Raw genomic sequence first — 22,798 nt, forward strand, 5'->3', positions numbered from 1 at the left:
CAGCTGTACTTTCGATTGATGGAGACTCTTACGCATGCCCCGGTGCTGGCACGGTTCGGTTATGCCGTGTCAGATCCGACACGGGCAGAAATCCTGCTTGCCCTCACGGCTGCGCCGTCCTATCCCTCTGAGCTGGCGGATTCCCTCGGGGTATCCCGGCAGAGCATGTCGAACCACCTGACGTGCCTGCGGGGATGCGGGCTGGTCGTTGCCGTGCCGGAGGGGCGACGGACCCGCTATGAGCTCGCCGATCAGCGCCTCGGCCATGCCCTGAAAGATCTTCTGGGCGTCGTGCTGGCGGTGGACCCGGCCTGCTGCGCACCCGACGGGACGTGCACGCTGTGATGGCTTCCCTCCAACTGTCGCCGGGCCCGGCCCGCAGCGCCGTCCTCAGCCGCCGGATCCGCTTGTTCGCGGCGGCCACCATCAGCTATAACCTCATCGAGGCCGTTGTGGCTTTGTGGGCCGGGGGTACGGCGGACTCGTCGGCGCTCCTCGGCTTTGGCCTGGATTCCATCATTGAGGTCGCGTCGGCGCTGGCCCTGTCGTGGCAGTTTTCCACCAAGGACCCTGAACGGCGTGAACACCTCACCTTGCGGATTATCGCTGTCTCATTCTTCGCGCTGGCGGCCTTTGTCTCCGCCGAGGCAATCAGGTCACTTCTCGGCGCCGGCGAGGCACAGCACTCGACCCCGGGCATCGTGATTGCCGCACTGAGCCTGGTGATCATGCCGGTCCTGTCCTGGCTCCAGCGCCGGGCCGGCCGGGAGCTCGGATCACGCACGGCGGTGGCTGACTCCAAACAGACCCTGCTCTGCACGTATCTGTCGGCAGTCCTGCTCGCGGGTTTGGTGCTGAACAGCACCCTTGGCTGGTGGTGGGCCGATGCCGGCGCTGCGCTGGTCATCGCCGCGATCGCCCTCCGGGAGGGCATCAACGCCTGGCGCGGCGACATCTGCTGCACGGTCCCCCATACGGCGGCAGACACCCTTCCGACGGCCACGGAGCCGGCCTGCTGTGACGGATGCGGTGCCGATTCAACACCCCCAAAGGCGCTCTTCCTACCTGAGGTGGGGGTGGGACAGTCCGCCGCCGATGAGCAGCATGCGTAGTCGGTAGTGCTTCCGGTTGCGGAAGCCGCGGTGTCAGCAGCACTCATCTGGCACAGCGGGTCAAGGAGCTCGTCGCCGCTGCCGGCCGCTTGATTTCTTACTGGAGCGACAGCTCACGGCACGCTAATGTGGGGGCACCCCAAAGCAGAGGAGTGCCCCGTGGGCAAGGTGGTCATGTACAGCTCGGTGTCGGTGGACGGCTTCGTCGCGGACGAGAATGACCAGCCCGGACCGCTGTTCGACTGGTTGTCCAACGGTGACGTCCCGTTGGACGAGAGCGGCGGGGTGAAGGTGTCCCAGGCCTCCTACGACTACACCCGGCCGTACTGGGACCAGATCGGGGCGACCCTCGTCGGCCGCCACGTCTTCGACCTGACGGACGGCTGGGACGGGAAACCCCCGAGCGGGATCGATCACGTGGTCGTCGTGACGCACCGGCCGCAGCCCGAGGGCTGGGACCCCGAGGCGCCGTTTCACTTCGTCGACGGCGTCGAGGCTGCCATGGCCAAGGCGCAAGAGCTTGCGGGTGACCGCATCGTCGAGGTCGCCGCTGGTGACGTCGGTGGCCAGATGCTTGCCGCGGGCCTGGTCGACGAGGTGCGCATGGACGTCGTACCCGTCGTGCTCGGGTCCGGCAAGCGCTACTTCGGGTCGGTCCACGCACAGCACCTGTTGGAGGATCCCGACGTGGTGATTCAGGGCAACCGGGTGCTTCACCTGCGCTATCGGGTGCGCCGTTGAGGTCCACGCCGTGTGCCACGACCCAGCAGGACGTGGAAGAACTTCCAAAGGCCGCCGTCCAACATCCATGACAAAAAGAAGGCCCCCGTTCAGGAAAATCTGAACGGGGGCCTTCCTGGCTGCCGGGTCAGCGGGTGATCAGTGCCGGGTTGGCCTGCTGGCAAACGGTGTCGCCGGCTGTCTGGTTGACGATGTCCTTGGGCAGCTGCGGGGCAGCGGCGGCGGCGGTCGGCGTCCCGTTCGCGAAGTCACTGCCCAGGTAGACCTGGACACCGGCAACTCCGGCGGCCGGGAGCACCCGGTCCGGCGCCACACCGAGCAGGGCCGCGACGTCCCCGGCCACGTCAGCGTAATCCGCACCGTAGTAGACCGCCGTCGCGGCGACGGGCGGAGCAGTCAACTGGCCCACCTGGGTGAAGCCGGCGCCCTTGATGGCCTGCATGATCTCCTGGGTCCGGGCCGGAACACCCGAGCCGTTGGCCACAGTGACGGGCTGCAGGGTCTTGTCATAGGTCGGGGCGGTGGGGCTGGGCGTCGGCGTGGCGCTGGCGCTCGGGGAAGCGCTCGGCTTCGCGGTCGGATCCGTCAGGTCCACGTCGTTGCGCATGGCGGCGAACAGCTGGGATGCCGCGGGCTCGGCCAGCTGCAGCCGGTTGATGTCCGTTTCGGCCGGGACTGTCGGCGTGGCCACGAAGGCTACCTTGCCGACGTCGATGTTCTTGAGCCGGTTGCCCACGGTCAGCAGCGTCGGCACCGAGGCCAGGCCGTCGTCGATGGTCAGGTTCTTGGTGATCGCGTCCGCGATGCCGAGCATCCGGGCCGGGTTGGTGAGGGTGCCGTCGTCCTTGATTTTCCGGGTCAGCGCGGACAGGAAGCCCTGCTGGGCCTTGATCCGGCCGAGGTCGCCGCCGTCGCCGAAGGCGTGCCTGGTGCGCACGAACGACAATGCCTGCTCGCCCTGGACGGTGGAGGTGCCCTTGGGCAGGCGCAGCTTCGAGTCGGGGTCATACACGGCGTCGCTGACACACACTGACACGCCGCCCACGGCGTTGGAGAGTTCCTTGACGGCGTTGAAGTCGGCCATCATGAAGTGGTCGATCTCCAGGCCAGTGAGCTTGTTGACGGTGTCCACGGCGCAGCCGATGCCGGCCTCGGACATCGCCGAGTTAATCATGACGCCGGTCTGGGCCGGATACTCCTTGTTGGTTTTCGGGTCCTTGCACTTGGGGATGTCGACCAGCAGGTCGCGGGGGAAGCTGACGACGTTGACCCGCTTGTTGTCCGCGGAGATGTCCATCAGCATCATCACGTCCGAGTGCCCATATCCGGTCGCGTCATCGCTGGTGCCGTACTGCGAGTTCTTCCCGTCGCGCGTGTCCGAGCCGAGGATCAGGATCTGCATCCGGTCCGTCGAATCGTTCACGGCACCCTCGGTCTTGATGCTGCCGGCGCTCAGTGGGGCCTTGGTGAGGTTGCCCTGGAGCCGGATGGTCCAGTAGGCGCCAAAAGCGATCACGCCGACCAAGAGCACGGCCACCACGCCCGTGAAGATTTTCAGCCAGGTGGGGGTCCGGCGGGCGGAGCCGAGGTGGCGGGCCGGGCCAACGGCGGGATCGGCCGTGTGCCGGGCAGCGGCTGTTGACCGGGCCGGCGGGGCGGATCCGTCGGCACGGTTGTCACGGGGTCGAACCACTTGTTGAGCCTTCCTAAACGAACGGGGAGTCAGCCCATTTTAGAGTCCGAATCTGAGAAAACGCCGATGGCCCTCTCTTGGGAGCGGCGGGAAGGGCCAACGGTCAAAATAGCGGCCTAAGAACAGCGCGTCTCAGAAGCCCAGTTTGACGAGCTGCTTCGGGTCGCGCTGCCAGTCCTTGGCGACCTTGACGTGCAGGTCAAGGTAGATCCGGGCACCGAGCAGCGCCTCGATCGCCTTGCGCGCGTTGGTGCCGACCTCGCGGAGCCGGGCGCCGCCCTTGCCGATGATGATGGCCTTCTGGGAGGGCCGCTCGACGTACAGGTTGACGCGGACGTCCAGGAACGGGCGGTCCTCGGGCCGGCCTTCCCGCGGAACGATTTCATCGACGACGACGGCCAGGGAGTGCGGCAATTCGTCGCGGACGCCTTCGAGGGCTGCTTCCCGGATGAGTTCGGCGATCATCACCGCTTCCGGCTCGTCCGTCAGGTGACCGTCCGGATACAGCGGCGGCGACGCCGGCATGTGACCGATCAGGACGTCGGCAAGGGTCTCGACCTGGAAGCCGTCCGTGGCGGAGACCGGGACGATGTCCTTCCAGCCGTCCTCGCCGAGGACCTCGCGGCCCAGGGCGGCGACGGCGAGCAACTGCTCGGTGAGGGCCTGCCGGTCGACGGTGTCGGCCTTGGTCACGATCGCGATGATGGGCTTGTTGGGGATGGCGGCGAGCTGGGCGGCAATGAACTTGTCCCCCGGGCCGATTTTTTCGTTGGCCGGCAGGCAGAAGCCGATCGCGTCGACCTCGGCGAGGGTATCGGCGACCAGTTCGTTCAGCCGCTTCCCCAGCAGCGTGCGCGGGCGGTGCAGGCCCGGGGTGTCAACGAGGATCAACTGGGCGTCGTCCCGGTGCACGATGCCACGGATTGTGTGGCGCGTGGTCTGGGGCTTGGCCGAGGTGATCGCGACTTTTTGGCCGACCAGGGCGTTGGTGAGGGTGGACTTGCCCGCATTGGGCCGTCCGACCAGCACCGAGAAACCGGCGCGGTAGCCGCCGTAGGCTGCGTCGCCGTCGGACTTATTCTGCTTGCTCACGTGAGACTCCCTGTTGGATTGGTGCGGCCTCGTCGAGAAGGTCTTCAAGGTCAGTTTGTTCTTTTGCTACGGCGGCCGCAATGATGTGGCTGACGCGGTTCCGCCGGCCCTCCAGCCTGTCGGCGCGGAGGGACAGTCCGTGGACCTGGACGGTGCTGCCGACAATCGGCACCCGCCCGAGGGCCTTGGCGAGCAGGCCGCCCACGGTGTCTACTTCGTCGTCGTCGAGCTCGAGGTCGAAGAGTTCGCCGAGGTCATCGATGCTCATGCGGGCGCTGACCCGGTAGCTTCCGTCCCCCAGTGCCACGGCCTCGGCGCTTTCGGTGTCGTATTCGTCCACGATTTCGCCGACGATCTCCTCGATGAGGTCCTCGAGCGTGACCAGCCCCGCCGTTCCGCCGTATTCGTCGATGACGATCGCAACATGCGTGGATTCCTTCTGGAGTTCGCGGAGCAGGTCGCTGACGAGCTTCGAGTCCGGCACGTAGCGGACCTCGCGGGCCACCTCGTCCACCACCGGCGGTTCCTCGTGCGGGCCGAGGTTGTGGAGCGAGGCGGCAACGTCCTTCAGGTACACAATGCCCAGGATCTGGTCCGTGTTTTCGCCGATGACCGGAATCCGCGAGTACCCGGAGCGCAGGAACAGCGACATCGCCCGGTGCAGGCTGGATCCGGAGTCAATCGTGAGGATGTCGGTCCTGGGCACCATAACGGAGCGGACCAGGGTGTCCCCGAAGTCGAAGACCGACTGGATCAGCTCGGCCTCGTTGTCCTCGATCACGTCGGACTCGGTGGCCCGGTCCACGAGTTCGCGGAATTCTTCCTCGCTGAAGAATGCCTCGCTGTCGGCCGGCGCGCCGGGAGCTACGACGCTGCCGAGCCGCACCAGCCAGCCCGGAATCGGGCCGAGCACGGCGTAGAGGGACCGGACGAGCGGGGCGCTGAACCGGACCAGGGCGGCGGAGTGGACCCGGCCGAGCTGCCGCGGGGACACCCCCACGATCACGAAGCCGAGCAGCGCCATGATGCCGGTGGCCGCCAGCCCGGCCAGCCAGACGTTGTCCAGCATGCTGTAAAGGAGCACGGTCACGGCGACGGCGGCGGCCATCTCGAACCAGACCCGCCAGAACCGCAGGGCGCGCATGTGCCCCACGGGCTGGGCCAGGATGCGTTTGAGTGAGGTGCCTCTGCTATTCAGGACCGCTTGCTCGGCGTCGTGCCGGGGCAGGAAGTTGAACGCGGACTCGGCAGCGGTCAGCACTGCGGCAAAGCTAAGGAACACCAGCGCCATGCCGGCAAGGATCAGTGGGGTCACTGAACCGTCTCGGACGGGGCCGCTTTGCCGGTGAAGGCGGTCAGGAGTTCGCGCTGCAGCCCGAACATCTCTTCCTTCTCTTCCGGCTCGGCGTGGTCATAACCCAGCAGGTGCAGGATGCCGTGCGTGGTCAGCAGCAGCATCTCGTCCTGGGTGGAGTGGCCGGCGTTGCGGGCCTGGACCTCGGCCACCTGGGGGCAGATGGCGATGTCGCCGAGCATGCCCTGCGGCGTCGGCTTGTCCGGCGTGCCCGGGGTCAGCTCGTCCATGGGGACGGAGAGGACGTCGGTGGAGCCTGGCTCGTCCATCAGTTCGAGGTGCAGCTTTTCCATGGCCGGTTCGTCCACGAGCAGGATGGACAGCTCCGCCTGCGGGTGGATGTAAAGGCTTTCGAAGATGAAACGCGACAGCGCCACGAGCCCGGCCTCGTCCACGACGACGCCGGATTCGTTGTTGACCTCAATGCTCATGCGTGTTCTCCCGCGTTTCCCGGGCAACGGAGTGCTTGACCCGGTTCCTTTGGACTTCGTCCCAGATGCTGTAGGCGTTGACGATATCCCCCACCAGGCGGTGCCGGACGACGTCGGAGGCATCCAGGATCGAGAAGTTGACGTCCTCGATCCCCTGCAGGATCTCCTCGACGATCCTGAGCCCCGAGCGGGTGCCGAAGGGTAGGTCCACCTGGGTGATGTCACCGGTGACCACCATCTTGGAGCCGAAGCCCAGACGGGTCAGGAACATCTTCATCTGTTCCGGCGTGGTGTTCTGCGCCTCATCGAGGATGATGAAGGCATCGTTAAGCGTGCGGCCCCGCATGTAGGCCAGCGGGGCGACCTCGATGGTGCCGGCGGCCATGAGGCGGGGAATGGATTCGGGGTCCATCATGTCGTGCAGGGCGTCGTACAGGGGCCGCAGATAGGGGTCGATCTTGTCACTCAGGGTGCCCGGCAGGAAGCCGAGCCGCTCCCCCGCCTCGACGGCGGGACGGGTCAGGATGATGCGGCTGACTTCCTTCTGCTGCAGGGCCTGGACGGCCTTGGCCATTGCCAGGTAGGTCTTGCCGGTACCGGCCGGACCGATCCCGAAGATCACGGTGTTGGCGTCGATCGCGTCCACATAGTTCTTCTGGTTCAGCGTCTTGGGCCGGATGGTCTTCCCGCGGGTGGAGAGGATGTTGGTGGTCAGCACTTCCACGGGGTTCTGCAGCGACTGGCTGCGCAGCAGGGAGACGAGCTGCTGCAGCACGGCCGGGGTGATGACGGTGCCTCGGGCCACCAGCCCGCGCACCTCGTTGAGCAGCCGCATGATCCGCGGCACGTCGGCGGCAGGACCGCTGATCGCGAGCTCGTTGCCCCGGACGTGGAAATCGACGGCGGGGAACTGGTTTTCGATGAACCTTAAGGCTTCGTCATGGCTGCCCAGCGACTGGACCATCTGCTCTGAGTCGTCGAACAAGACCACCTCCGTCCGCAGCCCTGGTAGGGAGTGGGGAAATTCCCCTGCGGTGCGTTCTCGGGCGCTGAACCGGGCCTTGCCGTTCGCTGCTTCAGTCATGGTGTTGGCCCGCGGGCCTCTGGTCCCCTCCAGTATGAATATGGTCTGTCGCCGTGATCCGTGCCGACGGCGGTTCGCACCGCCCGCGGCCAGGGTCTACGGGTGCTTCCATCTTACGCCAGCGCGGCGCGGCCGACGCCGGAGGGCAGCCGGCGCCGGCTGTTACGGGTAGGCGTTTCCGAAGACGACCCACCCCTCCAGCCAGTGGGCGCCTGTTGCCGGGCACGGCTGTTCCGCTTTGCCGGGTTCCCGCTCCGGCTTCGGCTCCCGCTCCGGCTTCGGTTCCGCCTTCGGTTCCGACACGGTCAGGCCGCGCTCTCCAGCGCGCCGGCGCGGGACCCGACGCCGGCGTAGCGTCCCTTGTAGAAGAGCAGGGGCTCAGCGTCGGGGCGGGCGCCCAGGGCGCGGACGGCGCCGAGGACGATCGTGTGGTCGCCGCCGTCGTACTCCTGGTGGAGTTCGCAATCAACCCAGGCCAGGGCGTTATCCAGGACGGGGTTGCCCAGCGGCGAGGGCGAATGGCCGACGCCGGCGAACTTGTCCGTCCCCGAGCGCGCGAACTGCCCCGCCAGAAGCTGGTGCTCTGCGGCCAGGATGTTCACGGTAAACCGTCCCGCCGCACGCAACTGCGGCCAGGTGCTCGATGTCCGTGCGGGGCTGAATGTGACCAGGGCCGGCTCCAGGGACAGGGAGGCGAAGGACTGGCATGTGAAACCGGCCGGCCCGTGCTGGGTTGCTGCAGTGATCACCGTCAGGCCGGTGGCGAAGTGTCCGAGAATGTGGCGGAGTTCCTTCGGGCTGGGGTCAGAATGTTCCGTCATGGCGGGTCCTTTCGAGCGCTGGTAGCCCCAATCAACCACCGCGGACGCGGGTTCCCAAGCCCGGCTGCAACGCACAGTCGCGCAACGACACAACGCGTCACGGACCCGTTGCATGACGTAAGAATTCGGCACCAGGCGTTCGCCGGCCATGGCCGTTAGGCTCGGTTGATGGCAACCCAGGAAAATTTGATGGACGTCAGATCCGCGTACGACACAGTGGCCGAGACCTATTCAGCGGTGATCCCGGATACCAGTTTCGAGGCCCCGCTGGATATGGCCATGATGGACCATTTCATCGCCCACATGCGCGGCACGGCGGACCGGACGGTGATCGACGTCGGATGCGGTGCCGGACGAATGAGCAGTTATCTCGGCCAGGCGGGGCTGAACGTCAGCGGAGTCGACCTGTCGCCCGAAATGGTCCGGATCGCGCAACAACTGCATCCCGGGCTGTTGTTCGAGCTGGGAGAGCTGACGGACCTGCCCCAAGCGGACGCAGCTGCGGACGGCGTCCTCGCCTGGTATTCGATCATCCACTCTCCCCCGACGGCGCTGCCGGCGATCGCGCGCGAGTTCTGGAGGGCGCTCCGCCCTGGCGGTTCGGCGCTCGTCGCCTTCCACGCCGGCAGCGGCCACCGCACGATTGACCGTGCCTACGGACACGACGTCCAGCTCCGGGCGGAACTGCACGCACCCGAAGAGGTGGCGCTCCGGTTCACCGAACAAGGCTTTGTGATGCGCGCCCAGTTGGTGCGTTCACCGAGGGCCAAGGAAAAACATCCACAGGCCGCCATCCTCGTCGACAAACCCTTCGTGTCTTCAACACTTAGTCCCTCATAGCGGACGTTGGCGTGTTCGCAGGGTCGAACCAGCGGTGAACTGCTCTTCACGGGAGTAGTCGAGATAGTGCTTGAGGGACGGATCGCCGGTTCCCGGCATGGCTCCGGCCGCTGCCGCCTTCACCAGCCAGTCCACCTGATGCGGGATGGTCTGAGCGTATGTCCCAACAGGTTCATAGGCGAGGTTAAGGGAGGCCTTGGTGCTCAGTACCAGCGGAGGCCGGAAATCCCACGGATGGTCACCGAGGCCCGTGGGTGCGCTGTCATCCAGAAGCACCTCTTCCCAGTGGTGGCCCAGGTAGCGGGCAATTGCTGCGGCGATCTGCCGGGCATTCGGCGCATCTGGATCGGCGCTGTTGAGGATTCGTGCCGCGGGCACGGCGGCAACCCGTTCCACGAGGGCCGCCGTGTTCACCGCTGCCGTCGTGTGGTCCGCGCCCTGCCCAGCATGGGCCAGGAACACGGCCCGGCGCCGGTCGAGCACCCGTTTGACGAACATCCATTCCCGGGGCAGGGCCGCGCCCTCACCATGTACCTTGGACGCCCGGATCACCGTCACGGGATGGCCGCTGCCCAGGAGGGTGTTCTCTGCAGCCACCTTGTTGGCGCCATAGCCTTCCCGGGATTGGTAGTCCCCGGTTCCCGGCCGCATGGTCGGATTGTTCTCGAGGATCGGCGCATCAAAGCGGGGCGCTACCTCGGAATTGACGTGGTTGCCGGCGGCGTCAACGTACACAGCCTTGCTCGAGAGCATGACGGCAGAGGTCACCGCGGCCAGGTGCGGCAGGAGTTGCCGGGCGTCGGCCTCGGTGTAGCACACCGCGTCCACGAGGAGATCGGCACCACCGGCCATCACCCCGGCCAGTGCGGCGTCGTCACGACGTTCGGCGGCGATAAATCGGGCACCGGCGGCAGCCAGGTCAGCCGGCATCTTGGTCCGGTCCCGGCCCGTCACGTCCACGGCCCAGCCGGCACGGATCAGCCGCCACGCAATCGCGCGGCCGAGAACGCCAGTGCCTCCAAGGATCACAGCCCGTTTCATTTGTCCGACTCTAACGGACGGGTGCGTCAGGCGAAGGCGATGCCGGGACCAAGAAGCCTCGGGTATTTCCACTCCTTGGAGAGCGCGGGAACCGCGGCGGCCGTGCGGGGAAGCCGGACGACGAGCCGGTCACCGAGCGTGAGCATGACGTTGTCCGTCCCGCTGGATGACACCGGCTTCAGACGGAGCCCGGCCCACCCCGGAAACTGATCCGCGATCATGAGGCCGACCTGGTTTGTGTCGATGTCAGGCTCAGCGTCGTGCCGCTTCTTCGAGGTCGCCCTGCGGACCTTCAGTGGGAGGCGGGCGCCCCGCCAAAGTAGGGTACTTCCATGTTCATCATTCGCGAAGGGCGCCCAGACGATGTGCCCAGCCTTGCGACGCTAAGGGCCACGTGGGCGGCGGAACAGGACCCCGCGCCCATGGACGATCCCACCTTCGACGCCGTCTTCATGGAGTGGATGAATGCCAGTCCCCGAAAGTTCTTTGTGGCCGACTACGGCGGCGAACTCGTCGGGATGCTCAACCTGATGATTTTCGAGCGGATGCCCAAACCCGGAACGGAATCGTCCCGGTGGGTCTATCTGGGCAACGCCTACGTGCTCCCGGAGTTTCGGAACGCCGGAATCGGAGGCCGGCTCGTGGAGGCATCGATCCAGTTCGCGCAAGGCATCAAGGCCGTACGGATGGTGCTTTCCCCCTCCGATGCAGCACGCGGCTTTTATGCACGGCTTGGTTTCGAACCGGCCGCGGAATTGAACATTCTCAGGTTTTGACCCACGGCCCGCCAGGCCGCTGCGCCGGCTCCGGCATGATGGACACATGGAATTGCAGACTGATCGTCTCCTGCTGCGCGAGTACACCCTGGATGATTTCGCTGCGGTACATTCATTCGCTTCCGACTTGAGGATCGCCGAATACGTGGACTGGGGACCGAATACAACCGGCGAAACGCTGGAATTCCTTAAAATGTGCTCGGCGGCGCAACGCGGTTCGAACCGGACAAACTTCACTCTTGCTGTCACTTTTCCCAGGGGCGAACCCTTTGGTTCTGTCGGACTCGGCATTGATCGTGGCCGGGGCGAGCTGGGGTACGTGATTGATGCTGACCACTGGGGGCGCGGATATGCCACTGAGGCCGCAGCCGCCCTCCTCAGGTTCGGCCAAGGAACTCTCAAACTGCAGGACATTACCGCAACCTGCAGACCTGAAAACACCGCTTCTGCGAGGGTGCTGGAAAAGATCGGATTGGTCCCGGTAGGAGTGCGGAGGGCGGACAAACTCATTCGTGGACAGTGGCAGGATTCGCTCGTCTTTTCGTCGGTCAGCACCACCTGATAACGCACGAAACGAAGGGTGACCTCAGCCGACGTTTAGCGTGGCCCCTGCCCGGCTAAATGTCGGAGCGGACCATCCGTATTTCAGGTAGTTCCTCCCACTCGGGTGAAAGCAACTTACGCGTCCCATCGGGCTGAAAACCGTTCTTGACGTAAAAGGCCTGAGCGCGCACGTTGGCCTCAAGGACCCACAGGTAGGCGGGTAAATCGCCGAGGGCGGCTTTCAACAGGGCGACCCCGAGCCCAGTGCCATGGGTGCGCCTCAGAGTGTAAATGGAGTAAAGCTCAAGTTCGCCGGGCAGGTCATCGTCACGCCCCGTGCCTGCGTCGGCAAATCCAACTATTTCATTGCTCTCGTCCATGGCGATGATTCGCGGCTGGGCGCTGTCCAGATACGGCCGGCGTTTTTCCACGCGCAGCGGCATGCTGGCACGGCGGGCATCGAAGAACGCCGGGGACAATAGGTGCCCGTAGCATTCCTCATGGGCCAGGGTGTGCATCCTAACCACGGCATCAGCGTCCTCGACCGCGGCCTGGCGGATCTGATATTCCATCGTCCCAGCCTAACTTTGACTTGAGGGCTTCCCAGGGTCATTTTGCGGCCGGCCGGCGGAACGCCGCACCGGGGAGGAAGCGACGCCGTCACCAGCCGCCGCGTGTCGGCGTATGTCCCTTTCGGGCATCGTCGGGCATTGCCATTTCGGCCCGCAGGCCCAGGAGCCGGATCGGACGGTCTGCTTCGATTCCGGCTGCGAGGTCCAACGCCTGCGCGAGGATTTCGTTCCGGTCGAATGTCTCGGGAAGCTTCCTCGCGTGGGTCTTGGTGACGAACGGCGCGTACCGGACCTTGAGGGTCAGCCCAACCACGGGCCGACCTTCGGCCACAACATCCTCCAGGACGCGCGCTGTCAGCTCCCTCACGGCGTCGTCGACCTGGGCGGGTTCAGTCAGGTCGCGCTGGAAGGTGGTCTCCCGGCTATGCCCGCGGGCAACCCACGGGGTGTCGTCCACAACGCTGGCGCCGTCCCCGCGTCCGAGCTCCGCGTACCAAGGTCCCATCCTGGGGCCGAACTCCGGGACCAGGTCCCGGGGGTCGGACGCGGCTAGCTCGGCCACTGTGTTGATGCCGAGTTTGGCCAGCCTGCCCGACACCTTGGTTCCGACGCCCCAGAGCTCCTTGGTGGGCCGACTGCCCATGACGTCGAGCCAGTTCGCGGCAGTGAGACGGAAGACGCCGGCCGGTTTGCCGAAACCGGTGGCGACCTTGGCTCGTACCAGGGTGTCGCCGATGCCCACGCTGCAGTGCAGCTGCGTTCGCTCCAGGACAGCGGCCTGCACCTGCCGGGCGTAGGCTTCCGGATTCTCTGTCTCGGTGCCTACAAAAGCTTCATCCCACCCCAGCACCTGCACTGTGGCGCCGGGCTGCGCGCGCAGGGTAGCCATGACCGTTTCGGACGCCGCGAGGTAAGCCTCCTGATCGACGGGCAGGATCACAGCATCGGGCACTTTCCGGGCCGCAATGCGTAAGGGCATTCCGGAACCCACGCCGAATGCCCTCGCTTCGTAGGATGCCGTCGACACCACGGCGCGTTCCGTGGGGTCGCCCCGACCGCCGACAATGATCGGCTTGCCAGCAAGCTCCGGCCGCCGGAGCACTTCGACCGCCGCGATGAACTGGTCGAGATCGACGTGCAGCACCCATGGGATTCCGCTCACGCCACCAGTGTGCCCTAAACATCCCTTGCAAGCATCGGCCCTCCACCAAGCCTGGCCGGACTCGCCGTCGTCGACGCGCCCTCCCGTGACGAAGCATTGGAGCGGGCCGCCAAGATCGCCGCCGCTTGCCGCTGTGCGCGGGAGGTCCGCGGGTTCGTGCCTGACCCCACGGGATAATTTGTGTGCTGGATGCCCCCGTGATCGACTGATGCGATGACCCACCGCATTGCCGTCGGCGTACTCTTCGGGCCACGAGGCGTTCTGATGTGCCGCCGGGTCCCGACATCGAAATGGTACCCGGGTATGTGGGACTTCCCGGGCGGCCACATCGAGGACGGCGAATCAGCCGGCGAGGCGCTGGCCAGGGAGCTCCTCGAAGAAATCGCAGTCAACGTCGTCCCGCCTACGAACGCTCCCACGTTTAGGGTCCAGGACAACGAGGGCTCACCTGAGGGGTTGGCGCTCTCGGGGTGGGTCCTGGAAATGTGGACCGGCGATCCTGCCAACTTGGCCAGGGATGAGCACTCCGAAATACGCTGGTTCAGCCCTAACGATGCCCTCGGACTGGACCTCGCGCACGCCCATTACACCGAAGTACTTCAACACCTTTGAAGTTTAAGAAACGGCGGCGCCTGAAGAGGACAGACTTACACGCATTCTGATAAAGGCCGGCCCGCGGATGGGTTCTGATAGGTGTCGGCCTTCGGAGCACCTTGGCATATGGAACCAGACCGTCCGGCTCGAGGAAACGCGTGCCGGGTGCGCATCGGGGGTATAGTCGGCGCATGCAACTTTCGCGTCGATTTATATGCCCCCGGCCGGTCCCCGGCCGCGAGGGCTCTGAGGCGCGCGCCTAGGTCCTGGCGCCGGGTTTGAGTCGGGGGAAGTCAACCCACCACTCGAAATCCGAAAACAAGGACCTGCAATGCCCTCATATCTCAGTCCCTCCGAGCTCCACGACGCTTTGACCATCCGCGATCTTTCAGATCCGGACGGCGGGCCCCATGCAATGCAGCCGCTGTTGCAGGGCATCCTCGACGCGCTCAGCCGCGAATGGAGAGTGCCACAACGAATCGTCCGCCACAGCCCGCTGGTGAGCGTGGCCGACAATTACGACCGCTTGGGGTTCAAGGAATCAGATGTGACGCGGGATCAAAGGTATTCCCGCTATCTCAGCCCGACGGTCATGCTCCGAAGCCACACGTCGGCTTCCATCCCGCAGCTGCTGCGTGCACTGCACGCGGACCAATCCATGGACGAGCTCTGGGCGGTCCCAGGTCTGGTCTACCGGCGCGATTGCATCGACCGCACCCATGTGGGAACTCCCCACCAGGTCGACCTATGGCGCGTCAGCTCACGGGGGCAACTCGACGCCGGCAACCTGCAGGAAATGGTCGGATCGCTGGTGCAGGCGGTGCTTCCAGGAGCACCCTGGCGCGCAGTTCCGGCAGATCACCCCTACACCGAAGAAGGCTTGCAGGTCGATGTCCTCGCGGACGGGGAGTGGCTCGAACTCGCCGAGTGCGGGCTCATCGCGCCGCATCTGTTCTCCGGGGCCGGCCTGGATCCCACCAAGTGGTCGGGACTGGCTCTGGGCATGGGATTGGACCGCGCCCTCATGCTCCGCAAGGGCATCCCCGACATCAGGCTGCTTCGGTCCACAGACCGGAAGATGGACCAGCAGATGCTGGACCTGTCCCGGTGGAATCCAGTTTCCCAGATGCCCTCCATCCGCCGGGACATCTCCATCGTCATTCCCGCTGACCTGGATACCGAAGTGCTTGGAGACCGGGTGCGAACAGCGTTGGGCGCAAAGGCCGACGATCTGGAAAGTGTCGAACTCCTGGCCCTGACGCCCTGCGCTGACCTCCCCGCAGCGGCGAGGAAACGACTCCGCCTCAGCGATGGGCAGGCCAATGCACTGATACGCCTGGTGCTGCGTCCCCTCGCCCGGACCATGACAGACCCGGAGGCGAATCGGATCCGGGACGACGTCTACCTGGCCCTGCACGAGGGGCCCGTCAAGGAACTCATCGCAGGATAGTGCCTGCCGTGCCAGTTCACCATCGGGCTGCTGGCACGGCAGGCATGGAGACGCGGCCGGACCATGTCAGTGCCAGGAACCACAAGCGGACGCCATTAGGTATCAACTTTGTATCGGCCTCATATCGTTCCCGTTGCAGTTCCGACGCCAGGGCCCAAACCCGGCTGCCGCGCCGCGCCCGTGTGCCATGCTGGAATCCGGCTGTCCCGGGATCGCCGGGCCGGTCTCCGGCCGGTGAGGGATGGGGCGGCCGTCGACGGCCGACGACGGCTACAAACGGATCATCACCGCGGAACGCGGGGCGTACGACGAAGGGACAGCGGCATCAGGAAGCGTGGAGTTCAGCAGCCATCGGCGGGGCGCGTCCGCCGCGTCGCGCTGGCGTTGGCGCTGCCTGCCGTGCTCGTCCTGTCCGGCTGCGTGGCGACGCCGCAGAGCGGCATCACGAATTCCAGCAGCCCATCAGAGCTCATTCCCGCCCCGGCGTCGGGCGCCCCCACCACGAGCGCACCGCTGGAGACTGCCCAGACGTCGAACAAGGCTCCGGTGTATTGGATCGGCCGTGGCAATGACAACGCGTTTCTCTACCGCGAGTTCCGCGACGTTCCGGATCAGGACAATCCCGTCACCCGCGCCCTGCGGGTCATGATGTCGCAGAAGCCACTGGACCCGGATTTTTTCACGCCCTGGCAAAATCCGAAGAAGCTGGCGACGTCGATTTCCGGCAAGAACGTCATCACGGTGGATGTCTCCGCTGATGCCTTCAACAGCAACGTGGATGCGGCCATGGCCGAGCGCGCCATCCAGCAGCTCGTCTACACGGCGACAGCTGCCGCGGCCAGCGCCGGCCTCATCGATGCCGGACAGCAGGTCCAGGTGGTTGTGCTGGTGGACGGTCACACCGACTACGTCGCCTTCAACCATGTCCGCCTGGGCGAGCCGACCTCCCGCAGCGCCGGGATGGTGGCACCAGTGTGGATCATTGATCCGCAGGAGGGCACGTCCGTGGCCGACGGTTCGGTCAAGATCAGCGGCCGCAGCACCGTCCAGGGCGGGAAGCTCCGCTGGGCGATCCTCAAGGTCGACGGCGACGGCGACAACGCCAAGACCGCGTATCTCAACGGCAGCGCCACCGCCTCCGCCAATGCAGCCCGGCCCGGGCTGTTCACCTTGTCCGTGAACCTCGGCCCGGGCAATTACGAGGTCCGGGTGTCCCAGGTGGACGCATCCGACAGCGCCAAGGAAGTATTCCAGGACACCCGCGGGTTCACGGTCAAGTAGCCGTCACCTCAACAAGGCATCACGTCACCTGCGGCGGCGGCTGCCGCAGGTCACCAGCGGCCGAGGATGTCACTGGCCAGCACAGTGGCGGCGGGCCCGGCCGTGGACGAACGCAGCACATGGTGCCCCAAAAGGGCCGTAACTGCGCCGGCGTCGCAAAGCCGGGTCACCTCCCGCGGGCTGATGCCGCCTTCCGGACCCACGATCAGCAGGACCTCACGGGATCCGGCATCATCTGCCACCACATCGCCGGGCCCAACACTTTCCAGCCAGGCCTCGAGTACCTGCCGCAGCGGGCGCACGGCGTCTTCGTGCAGGATGACGGCGAGGTCTGCCGCCGTTACGGCCGCCTGCAACCCGGCGCCGTCGACGGCGGCCCGGACCTCGGGAATCCATGCCCGGCGCGCCTGTTTGGCGGCTGCCGTCACCACCGACTGCCACTTGGCATGCGCCTTCGCGGCCCGCTCAGCCTTCCACCGCACAATGGACCGCTCGGCCTGCCAGGGAATGACGGCGTCGATGCCCAACTCGGTCGCGGTCTCGGCCGCCAGTTCATCGCGGTCGCCCTTCGCCAGGGCCTGGACCAGGACCAGCCGTGTTCCTGGCCGTGGTTCCTCAGCCAGGTCCACGCATTCGACGCTCAGCTCCCCGGCAGCGACGGCTGTCACGGTGCCGGTCAGGCGCTTGCCTGCGCCGTCCGCGATGTCGACCGCTTCGCCGACGCCGATCCGTTTGACGGTGACGGCGTGGCGGGCCTCGGTTCCCTCGAGGACGAAGGCCGAGCCGGGGACCTGCTGGTCCAGGGTGCCTGGGGCGGTGAAGAAGACCGGGTTACTCACCGCTACAGGTTACCGAGCCGGTCCCGCAGTTTGGCGAAGACGCCGCCGCTGGCCGCAAGCTTTCCTTCCGTGAGGTGCTCGCCACGGTGCTTGGCCAGCTGGCGGAGAAGTTCCTCCTGGACGTGATCGAGCTTGACCGGTGTTTCCACCTGCAGGTGCACCTTCAGATCGCCGCGGCCGTGGCCGCGCAGGTGCGTGACGCCAAGACCGCGAAGGGTGATGATCTCGCCGGACTGGGTGCCGGCCTTGACGTCGATCTCCTGCTGTCCGTCGAAGGTGTCGAGGGATATTTCGGTGCCGAGGGCGGCCGCCGTCATGGGAATGTTGAGGCTCGCGTGCAGGTCATCGCCCTCGCGCACGTAAGTGGCGTCGTTGTTGACCCTGATCTCCACGTACAGGTCCCCGGCGGGGCCGCCGGCAGGGCCGGCCTCGCCCTGGCCGGACAGCTGGATGCGGGTGCCGGTGGCCACGCCGGCCGGGACCTTGACGGTCAGCGAGCGGCGGCTGCGGATCCGGCCCTGGCCGCTGCATTCGTTGCACGGGTCCTTGATGACGGTGCCGAAGCCCTCGCAAGACCCGCAGGGGGCGGACGTCATGACCTGGCCCAGGATGGACCGCACGGCGCGCTGGACCTGACCGCTGCCGCCACAGATGTCGCAGCGGACCGGGTGGGTGCCCTCCCGGCAGCAGGATCCCTCGCAGGTGGGGCAGATGACGGCCGTGTCGACCTCGAGCTTTTTGTTCACGCCGAACACCGCATCGCGGAGGTCGATCCGGACGCTGATCAGCGCGTCCTGGCCGCGGCGGACCCGGGACGCCGGGCCGCCCTGGCCGCCACCGGCGCCGAAGAAGGTCTCGAAGATGTCCTGGAAGGCGAAGCCCTGGCCCGAGTAGCTGCCGCCGCCGAACCCGTTGTCGGTGCCGTTCTCGTTGCCGGTGGTGTCATAGACCCGGCGCTTCTGCGGATCGGAGAGGACCTCGTAGGCGTGCGTGACGGCCTTGAACCTGTCCGAGGCGTCCTCCCCGGGGTTCACGTCCGGGTGCAGGGTCCGGGCCAGTTTCCGGTAGGCCTTCTTGATCTCCTCCCCCGATGCGTCGCGGGAGACTCCAAGAACGTCGTAGTGGCTGCTCAAAGTGTGTATCTCTTCCTTGTTGTACTGCCTGTGGGGTACTGCCTGTGGGGCACTGCCTGTGGGGCAAGAAGTCGTATTCGGTCCCGGACCCGTCAGGGCCCCAGGATCCTCGAAAGGTAGCGGGCCACCGCTCGGACGGCGGCCATGGTGGTGGGATAGTCCATCCGGGTGGGCCCAAGCACTCCGACCTTGGCCGTGGCGTCCGGCCCGTAGGCGGTGGCCACGACCGAGGCCTCGGCGAGACCGTCGTAGGGGTTTTCCCGGCCGATGCTGACGGTCACGCCGCGCGGGTCTTCGGCCATTTCGCTGAGCAGGCGGAGCATGACCACCTGTTCCTCGAGGGCCTCCAGCACGGGGCCGATGCTGAGCGGGAAGTCCACATTGGAGCGGGCCAGGTTGGCGGTGCCGGCCATGACCATGCGCTCTTCACGGCTGCTCGTGGCCAGGGCCTCAAGGCCGCGGGCCAGCGCCTGGGCTGCTCCGCGCCGCGCGGGCGGGCCACCGGCAACGACGGCGGGCAGCAGCTGCGGCATCAGGCTCAGCGGCGTACCGGAGAGGCTGGCCAGAAAGCTGCTCCGCAATTCCGACAGCGCGTCGTCGGGAATGTCCTGCCCGACGTCGATCACGCGCTGCTCCACCTTGCCGGTGTCAGCGATCAGAACAGCCAGCACTTTCCTGGGCGCCAGCAGCACGAACTCAATGTGCCGCACCCGGGCGCGGCTGAGCAGCGGATACTGCACGACGGCGACCTGGTTGGTCAGGTGCGAGAGGAGCCTCACGGTCCGGTCAAGGATGTCGTCAAGGTCCTCGGATCCTTCCAGCAGCGCCTGAATGGCCCGACGCTCGGCCTGGGACAACGGCTTCACCGCTGAGATCTGGTCGACGAACAACCGGTAGCCCTTGTCAGTGGGGATCCGGCCTGCACTCGTGTGCGGTGCCGTGATCAGGCCCTCGTCTTCCAGCGCCGCCATGTCATTTCGGATCGTGGCGCTCGAGACGCCGAGATGGTGCCGTTCAACGAGCGCTTTGGAACCAACGGGCTCACGCGAATGGACGTAGTCCTCCACGATGGCGCGCAGCACTTCGAGTTTGCGCGGTTCGCTCACGCTCCACCTCCAATCGACTGTCCCGCAGCCGGTGCCACCCCCCGCGTCCGGTCCGGGTACACCAGTGGTGCACGGACGGCCCGCCACAGGACAAGGGTTAGCACTCGACATGCCTAAGTGCTAACCAGTCTAATATGAGTCGCCGCGTTGTTAGCATTGGATTCGCTCCAGGCGTGGCCCGCGGGAACGCGATTCCCGTCACGCCGGCGCCGAGACCGTGGCAGATGCTGCCGTTGCCGCGCCGTCGCGGTCCGGTTCCGGCCCCCGGAGAGTTCCACCGACCGCCGTACATTCCGAGTGCAAAGTAAGCGTGAAGAGATGTCGTACCAGAACTGGGGACCCCAGGACCTGTCCGCCCCCGCCAAGACCCAGTTGCCGGAAGTCCCGGTGGAACGCGGGATGGTCCTCGAGGAGGTCCAGTCCGGCTGGGTGGGCGCCGTAACCCGGGTGGAGAAGTCCGGCGGCATGCACGTGGTGGCGCTGGAGGACCGGCGGGGCAAGTCGCGATCCTTCCGCCTCGGCTTCGGCTTCCTCTTGGACGGCCAGCCCATCCGCCTGATGCCGCCGGCCCCGAAAAAGACGGCACCGGCCGCCGGTGCCGGCCGCACGGCGTCGGGCTCGGTGCGGGTGGCCGGGCAGCGCGCACAGGTGGCCAAGGCCAGCCGCATCTGGGTGGAAGGAAAGCACGACGCCGAGCTGGTGGAGAAGGTCTGGGGCGATGACCTCCGGGTGGAGGGCATCGTCGTCGAGCCCCTGCACGGCATTGACGACCTCGCGGCCGCCGTGGCGGACTTCCGCCCGGGCCCTGGCCGGCGCCTCGGCGTGCTCGTAGACCACTTGGTGGCCGACTCCAAGGAGTCGCGGATCGCCGACGCCGTCATGGCCTCACCGGGCGCCGCAGGCAACGTCCTGATTGTGGGGCACCCCTACGTGGACGTGTGGCAGGCCATCCGGCCCTCGGTCCTGGGGATCGAGCAGTGGCCCGTGATCCCCCGCGGCACGGACTGGAAGACCGGGATCCTCATGGCTTTCGGGTGGCCCCACTCCACGAAGGAGGACATCGGCCTCGGCTGGCAGAAACTCCTGGGGGCTGTCCGCAGCTACGCTGATCTGGAGGCGTCGCTGCTTGGCCGCGTGGAAGAGGTCATTGACTTCCTCACCGTGCCCTAGTCCGCCGCGGCGGCCGCCCCTGATCTCCATTTCCTTGCCCGAGCAAGTATTCTTGAAACGGCGGCCGCGCTTCCAGCGCGGTCCCGGCTATTTCAGGCACAACCCAGGCAGCAACGCATCACCGCAATCCGAAGGGCTACACCGTGGCAGATAACGCACGCGAACACACGGGCAATCAGGCTGGCCATGGCCAGCCCCCGTACCATGGCGTTCCGGCAAACGCGCTGCCGCTGACGGCCAGCGAGGACCGCCAGTGGGCCACGCTCGCGCACTTCGGCGGCATCCTGGGCTGCGTGCCGTCGCTGCTGATCTACCTCATCTTCAAGGACCGCGGCCCGTTCACGGCACAGGAATCCAAGGAAGCCCTCAATTTCACGCTGCCGCCGACCCTGGCCGCAGTGCTGGCCAATCTGCTGGTCTTCATCCCGGTGGTGGGCAACCTCTTCGCCGTGCTCGCCACGGTGATCTGGATCGCCGTGACGTGCTTCTCGGTGGCGGCAGGCATCCACGTCAACCGCGGCCAGCCGCACCGCTACGAGGTCAACCTGCGCTGGATCAAATAGCCGGCCCGGACCCAAGCACGAGAGCCGGCCGCCGCCCGTCAGGGGCAGCGGCCGGCTCTGTTTTGTGCGGCAGGGTGTTGTGGCCGCTGGTGCGGGCAGCCAAGTCGTGGAAGTTTTGGCGGCAGACTAGTCCGGCAGGATCCTGCGGACGACGGCGTCGGCCAGCAGCCGGCCCTTAAGGGTGAGAATGAGCCGGCCTTTGAAAGCCGCCGCGGGGTCCACGAGGCCGTCCGCGATCAGCCCCGCCACAGCGTGCCTGCCGGTGTCCCCCAGGCCGCCGAGGCTTGGGATGTCGAGCCCGGAATTGAGCCGGGCCTCGAGCATGACCCGTTCCACGTTGCGGGTTTCAGAGTCCAGCGTTTCGCGTCCGGCGGCGGGTGAGGCGCCGGCGCCGAGGCGGTTGGCGTAGGCGGTGGGGTGCTTGACGTTCCACCAGCGGACGCCGCCCACGTGCGAGTGCGCCCCCGGCCCGATGCCCCACCAGTCGTCCCCGCGCCAGTAAGCGAGGTTGTGCCGGCAGGCCTGTTCGGGGGTGCGGGACCAGTTGCTGACCTCGTACCAGTTGAGCCCGGCGGCGGAAATCAGTTCGTCGGCGAGTTCGTATTTGGCGGCGTGGTCGTCGTCGTCGATTTCCGGCACTTCGCCACGGCGGATCTGCGCGGCAAGCTTTGTGCCGTCTTCAACGATCAGGGCATAGGCGCTGATGTGGTCGGGGGCGTAGGACAGTGCGGTCTCGAGCGAGTAGCGCCAGTCCTCCAACGACTCCCCCGGCGTCCCGTAAATGAGGTCGAGGCTGACCGAGAGCCCGGCATTACGCGCCCACTGCACCACCTCGGGCACCCGGCTGGGCGTGTGGGTGCGGTCCAGGACCTTCAGGACGTGCGGCACAGCCGACTGCATGCCGAACGAAACGCGGGTGAACCCGGCGTCGGCTAGCAGCTGCAGGGATGCGGGCGTGACGGAATCGGGGTTCGCCTCGGTGGTCACCTCGGCGCCGGGCCGCAGTCCCCAGGCGTCGATCGCGGCGCTGAGGATGCGCGCCAGATCCTCCGCCGGCAGCAGGGTGGGGGTGCCGCCGCCGAAGAAGACCGTGCTGAGGGGGCGGCCGGGCAGGCCGCTGCCCTTCAGGGCCGCGGCGGCGAACTCCACTTCCGCGATCGCGGTGGCGGCGTAGGCGTCCTGGGAGGCCCCGCCGCCCAGCTCGGTGGCGGTGTAGGTGTTGAAGTCGCAGTACCCGCAGCGGACCGCGCAGAACGGGATGTGCACGTACAGCCCGAATGCTCGCTGATCGGCGCCCTCGCCCGCCTGGGCGGGCAGCAGCCCGTCCGCCGGCGCCGGGTCGCCGAGGGGAAGAACGCTAGGCACGGGCCCGGCCTGCCGATACTGCAGCAACAATCATT

25 protein-coding genes are annotated in these 22,798 nt (G+C 66.5%); 11 read left to right on the forward strand and 14 right to left on the reverse strand.

Going from position 1 to position 22,798, the window contains the following annotated elements; genetic code table 11:
• Window positions 1-18: 18 nt before the first annotated feature.
• The 3 genes from AC1DKN_RS07325 (at window position 19) to AC1DKN_RS07335 (ending at window position 1,853) form a co-directional block, all read left to right on the forward strand.
• A complete protein-coding gene (locus AC1DKN_RS07325; RefSeq protein ID WP_028276714.1) occupies window positions 19-345 on the forward strand; it encodes an ArsR/SmtB family transcription factor in 327 nt (108 codons plus the stop codon).
• A complete protein-coding gene (locus AC1DKN_RS07330) occupies window positions 345-1,112 on the forward strand; it encodes a cation diffusion facilitator family transporter (RefSeq protein WP_476870885.1) in 768 nt (255 codons plus the stop codon). The genes AC1DKN_RS07325 and AC1DKN_RS07330 overlap by 1 nt, the downstream gene beginning before the upstream one ends.
• Window positions 1,113-1,271: 159 nt before the next feature.
• Complete coding sequence (locus AC1DKN_RS07335) at window positions 1,272-1,853, forward strand: dihydrofolate reductase family protein (RefSeq protein WP_476870935.1); 582 nt, start codon at window positions 1,272-1,274, stop codon at window positions 1,851-1,853.
• A gap of 127 nt (window positions 1,854-1,980) precedes the next feature.
• On the opposite strand, the gene AC1DKN_RS07340 is transcribed toward AC1DKN_RS07335, so the two are convergent.
• The 6 genes from AC1DKN_RS07340 to AC1DKN_RS07365 form a co-directional block, all read right to left on the reverse strand.
• Window positions 1,981-3,546 carry an LCP family protein gene (locus AC1DKN_RS07340; RefSeq protein WP_476870886.1) on the reverse strand — a complete coding sequence of 522 codons (1,566 nt, stop codon included), beginning with the start codon at window positions 3,544-3,546 and terminating at the stop codon, window positions 1,981-1,983.
• Window positions 3,547-3,678: 132 nt separating this feature from the next.
• Window positions 3,679-4,638 (reverse strand): GTPase Era, encoded by a 960-nt coding sequence (gene era / locus AC1DKN_RS07345; protein ID WP_476870887.1) that lies wholly within the window; start codon window positions 4,636-4,638, stop codon window positions 3,679-3,681.
• Window positions 4,622-5,953: a hemolysin family protein gene (locus AC1DKN_RS07350; RefSeq protein WP_223917363.1), complete on the reverse strand. Its 1,332-nt coding sequence runs from the start codon at window positions 5,951-5,953 to the stop codon at window positions 4,622-4,624. Before AC1DKN_RS07350 ends, era begins: the two co-directional genes overlap by 17 nt.
• On the reverse strand, window positions 5,950-6,423 hold the full coding sequence (gene ybeY, locus AC1DKN_RS07355; RefSeq protein WP_028276709.1) for an rRNA maturation RNase YbeY: 474 nt from the start codon (window positions 6,421-6,423) through the stop codon (window positions 5,950-5,952). Before ybeY ends, AC1DKN_RS07350 begins: the two co-directional genes overlap by 4 nt.
• Window positions 6,413-7,507, reverse strand: coding sequence for a PhoH family protein (locus tag AC1DKN_RS07360; RefSeq protein WP_476870888.1), 1,095 nt, complete (start codon window positions 7,505-7,507; stop codon window positions 6,413-6,415). The genes ybeY and AC1DKN_RS07360 overlap by 11 nt, the downstream gene beginning before the upstream one ends.
• Before the next feature lie 305 nt (window positions 7,508-7,812).
• The gene (locus tag AC1DKN_RS07365; protein ID WP_476870889.1) at window positions 7,813-8,328 is read right to left on the reverse strand and encodes a flavin reductase family protein; all 516 of its coding nucleotides are present in this window, start codon (window positions 8,326-8,328) and stop codon (window positions 7,813-7,815) included.
• Between the two features lie 168 nt (window positions 8,329-8,496).
• On the opposite strand from AC1DKN_RS07365, the gene AC1DKN_RS07370 reads away from it, so the two are divergent.
• Window positions 8,497-9,168 (forward strand): class I SAM-dependent DNA methyltransferase, encoded by a 672-nt coding sequence (locus tag AC1DKN_RS07370; protein WP_476870890.1) that lies wholly within the window; start codon window positions 8,497-8,499, stop codon window positions 9,166-9,168.
• On the opposite strand, the gene AC1DKN_RS07375 is transcribed toward AC1DKN_RS07370, so the two are convergent.
• Both AC1DKN_RS07375 and AC1DKN_RS07380 read right to left on the reverse strand, forming a co-directional pair.
• The gene (locus tag AC1DKN_RS07375; RefSeq protein ID WP_476870891.1) at window positions 9,163-10,209 is read right to left on the reverse strand and encodes an NAD-dependent epimerase/dehydratase family protein; all 1,047 of its coding nucleotides are present in this window, start codon (window positions 10,207-10,209) and stop codon (window positions 9,163-9,165) included. The two genes, AC1DKN_RS07370 and AC1DKN_RS07375, sit on opposite strands and share 6 nt — an antisense overlap.
• A 26-nt stretch (window positions 10,210-10,235) precedes the next feature.
• Window positions 10,236-10,430 carry a hypothetical protein gene (locus tag AC1DKN_RS07380; protein WP_476849267.1) on the reverse strand — a complete coding sequence of 65 codons (195 nt, stop codon included), beginning with the start codon at window positions 10,428-10,430 and terminating at the stop codon, window positions 10,236-10,238.
• Between the two features lie 111 nt (window positions 10,431-10,541).
• Here AC1DKN_RS07380 and AC1DKN_RS07385 point away from each other — a divergent pair, with 111 nt between their 5' ends.
• Window positions 10,542-10,985, forward strand: a complete 444-nt coding sequence (locus AC1DKN_RS07385; protein WP_476870892.1) for a GNAT family N-acetyltransferase — start codon at window positions 10,542-10,544, stop codon at window positions 10,983-10,985.
• 46 nt (window positions 10,986-11,031) lie between these two features.
• Complete coding sequence (locus tag AC1DKN_RS07390; protein WP_476870893.1) at window positions 11,032-11,547, forward strand: GNAT family N-acetyltransferase; 516 nt, start codon at window positions 11,032-11,034, stop codon at window positions 11,545-11,547.
• 55 nt (window positions 11,548-11,602) lie between these two features.
• Here the strand turns inward: AC1DKN_RS07390 and AC1DKN_RS07395 are convergent, their stop codons facing one another.
• Complete coding sequence (locus AC1DKN_RS07395; protein ID WP_230009229.1) at window positions 11,603-12,100, reverse strand: GNAT family N-acetyltransferase; 498 nt, start codon at window positions 12,098-12,100, stop codon at window positions 11,603-11,605.
• Between the two features lie 88 nt (window positions 12,101-12,188).
• Window positions 12,189-13,262 carry a DNA polymerase IV gene (locus tag AC1DKN_RS07400; protein WP_476870894.1) on the reverse strand — a complete coding sequence of 358 codons (1,074 nt, stop codon included), beginning with the start codon at window positions 13,260-13,262 and terminating at the stop codon, window positions 12,189-12,191.
• 213 nt (window positions 13,263-13,475) lie between these two features.
• On the opposite strand from AC1DKN_RS07400, the gene AC1DKN_RS07405 reads away from it, so the two are divergent.
• The 3 genes from AC1DKN_RS07405 (at window position 13,476) to AC1DKN_RS07415 (ending at window position 16,587) form a co-directional block, all read left to right on the forward strand.
• Entirely contained in the window at window positions 13,476-13,874 is a 399-nt protein-coding gene (locus AC1DKN_RS07405) for an NUDIX domain-containing protein (protein WP_476870895.1), read from the forward strand.
• A 313-nt stretch (window positions 13,875-14,187) separates the two neighbouring features.
• Entirely contained in the window at window positions 14,188-15,306 is a 1,119-nt protein-coding gene (gene srmL, locus AC1DKN_RS07410) for a PheS-related mystery ligase SrmL (RefSeq protein ID WP_476870896.1), read from the forward strand.
• A gap of 399 nt (window positions 15,307-15,705) precedes the next feature.
• Window positions 15,706-16,587, forward strand: a complete 882-nt coding sequence (locus AC1DKN_RS07415) for a GerMN domain-containing protein (protein WP_476870897.1) — start codon at window positions 15,706-15,708, stop codon at window positions 16,585-16,587.
• A gap of 50 nt (window positions 16,588-16,637) precedes the next feature.
• Here the strand turns inward: AC1DKN_RS07415 and AC1DKN_RS07420 are convergent, their stop codons facing one another.
• From AC1DKN_RS07420 to hrcA, 3 genes are all read right to left on the reverse strand, one after another.
• Window positions 16,638-17,426: a 16S rRNA (uracil(1498)-N(3))-methyltransferase gene (locus AC1DKN_RS07420; protein WP_476849273.1), complete on the reverse strand. Its 789-nt coding sequence runs from the start codon at window positions 17,424-17,426 to the stop codon at window positions 16,638-16,640.
• Between the two features lie 2 nt (window positions 17,427-17,428).
• Window positions 17,429-18,559 carry a molecular chaperone DnaJ gene (gene dnaJ / locus AC1DKN_RS07425; RefSeq protein ID WP_028276700.1) on the reverse strand — a complete coding sequence of 377 codons (1,131 nt, stop codon included), beginning with the start codon at window positions 18,557-18,559 and terminating at the stop codon, window positions 17,429-17,431.
• A 92-nt stretch (window positions 18,560-18,651) separates the two neighbouring features.
• Window positions 18,652-19,665, reverse strand: a complete 1,014-nt coding sequence (gene hrcA / locus AC1DKN_RS07430) for a heat-inducible transcriptional repressor HrcA (RefSeq protein ID WP_476849274.1) — start codon at window positions 19,663-19,665, stop codon at window positions 18,652-18,654.
• Between the two features lie 318 nt (window positions 19,666-19,983).
• Here hrcA and AC1DKN_RS07435 point away from each other — a divergent pair, with 318 nt between their 5' ends.
• Together AC1DKN_RS07435 and AC1DKN_RS07440 are read left to right on the forward strand one after the other, a co-directional pair.
• The gene (locus AC1DKN_RS07435) at window positions 19,984-20,835 is read left to right on the forward strand and encodes a DUF3097 domain-containing protein (protein ID WP_476849275.1); all 852 of its coding nucleotides are present in this window, start codon (window positions 19,984-19,986) and stop codon (window positions 20,833-20,835) included.
• 143 nt (window positions 20,836-20,978) lie between these two features.
• Window positions 20,979-21,398 (forward strand): DUF4870 domain-containing protein, encoded by a 420-nt coding sequence (locus tag AC1DKN_RS07440; protein WP_476870898.1) that lies wholly within the window; start codon window positions 20,979-20,981, stop codon window positions 21,396-21,398.
• Window positions 21,399-21,524: 126 nt separating this feature from the next.
• Here the strand turns inward: AC1DKN_RS07440 and hemW are convergent, their stop codons facing one another.
• Window positions 21,525-22,763, reverse strand: coding sequence for a radical SAM family heme chaperone HemW (gene hemW, locus AC1DKN_RS07445; protein ID WP_476870899.1), 1,239 nt, complete (start codon window positions 22,761-22,763; stop codon window positions 21,525-21,527).
• Window positions 22,764-22,798 lie beyond the last annotated feature (35 nt).

The organism is Arthrobacter sp. 01N444, assembly GCF_056399305.1.

Excerpts from the sequence above, each read along its gene's own strand:
- AC1DKN_RS07405 (WP_476870895.1), top strand. The coding sequence starts at position 13,476 with ATGACCCACCGCATTGCCGTCGGCGTACTCTTCGGGCCACGAGGCGTT.
- AC1DKN_RS07385 (WP_476870892.1), top strand. The coding sequence starts at position 10,542 with ATGTTCATCATTCGCGAAGGGCGCCCAGACGATGTGCCCAGCCTTGCG.
- AC1DKN_RS07330 (WP_476870885.1), top strand. The coding sequence starts at position 345 with ATGGCTTCCCTCCAACTGTCGCCGGGCCCGGCCCGCAGCGCCGTCCTC.
- AC1DKN_RS07375 (WP_476870891.1), bottom strand. The coding sequence starts at position 10,209 with ATGAAACGGGCTGTGATCCTTGGAGGCACTGGCGTTCTCGGCCGCGCG.
- ybeY (WP_028276709.1), bottom strand. The coding sequence starts at position 6,423 with ATGAGCATTGAGGTCAACAACGAATCCGGCGTCGTCGTGGACGAGGCC.
- AC1DKN_RS07380 (WP_476849267.1), bottom strand. The coding sequence starts at position 10,430 with ATGATCGCGGATCAGTTTCCGGGGTGGGCCGGGCTCCGTCTGAAGCCG.
- AC1DKN_RS07360 (WP_476870888.1), bottom strand. The coding sequence starts at position 7,507 with ATGACTGAAGCAGCGAACGGCAAGGCCCGGTTCAGCGCCCGAGAACGC.
- AC1DKN_RS07365 (WP_476870889.1), bottom strand. The coding sequence starts at position 8,328 with ATGACGGAACATTCTGACCCCAGCCCGAAGGAACTCCGCCACATTCTC.
- AC1DKN_RS07435 (WP_476849275.1), top strand. The coding sequence starts at position 19,984 with ATGTCGTACCAGAACTGGGGACCCCAGGACCTGTCCGCCCCCGCCAAG.
- AC1DKN_RS07370 (WP_476870890.1), top strand. The coding sequence starts at position 8,497 with ATGGCAACCCAGGAAAATTTGATGGACGTCAGATCCGCGTACGACACA.
- AC1DKN_RS07390 (WP_476870893.1), top strand. The coding sequence starts at position 11,032 with ATGGAATTGCAGACTGATCGTCTCCTGCTGCGCGAGTACACCCTGGAT.
- srmL (WP_476870896.1), top strand. The coding sequence starts at position 14,188 with ATGCCCTCATATCTCAGTCCCTCCGAGCTCCACGACGCTTTGACCATC.
- AC1DKN_RS07325 (WP_028276714.1), top strand. The coding sequence starts at position 19 with ATGGAGACTCTTACGCATGCCCCGGTGCTGGCACGGTTCGGTTATGCC.
- AC1DKN_RS07395 (WP_230009229.1), bottom strand. The coding sequence starts at position 12,100 with ATGGAATATCAGATCCGCCAGGCCGCGGTCGAGGACGCTGATGCCGTG.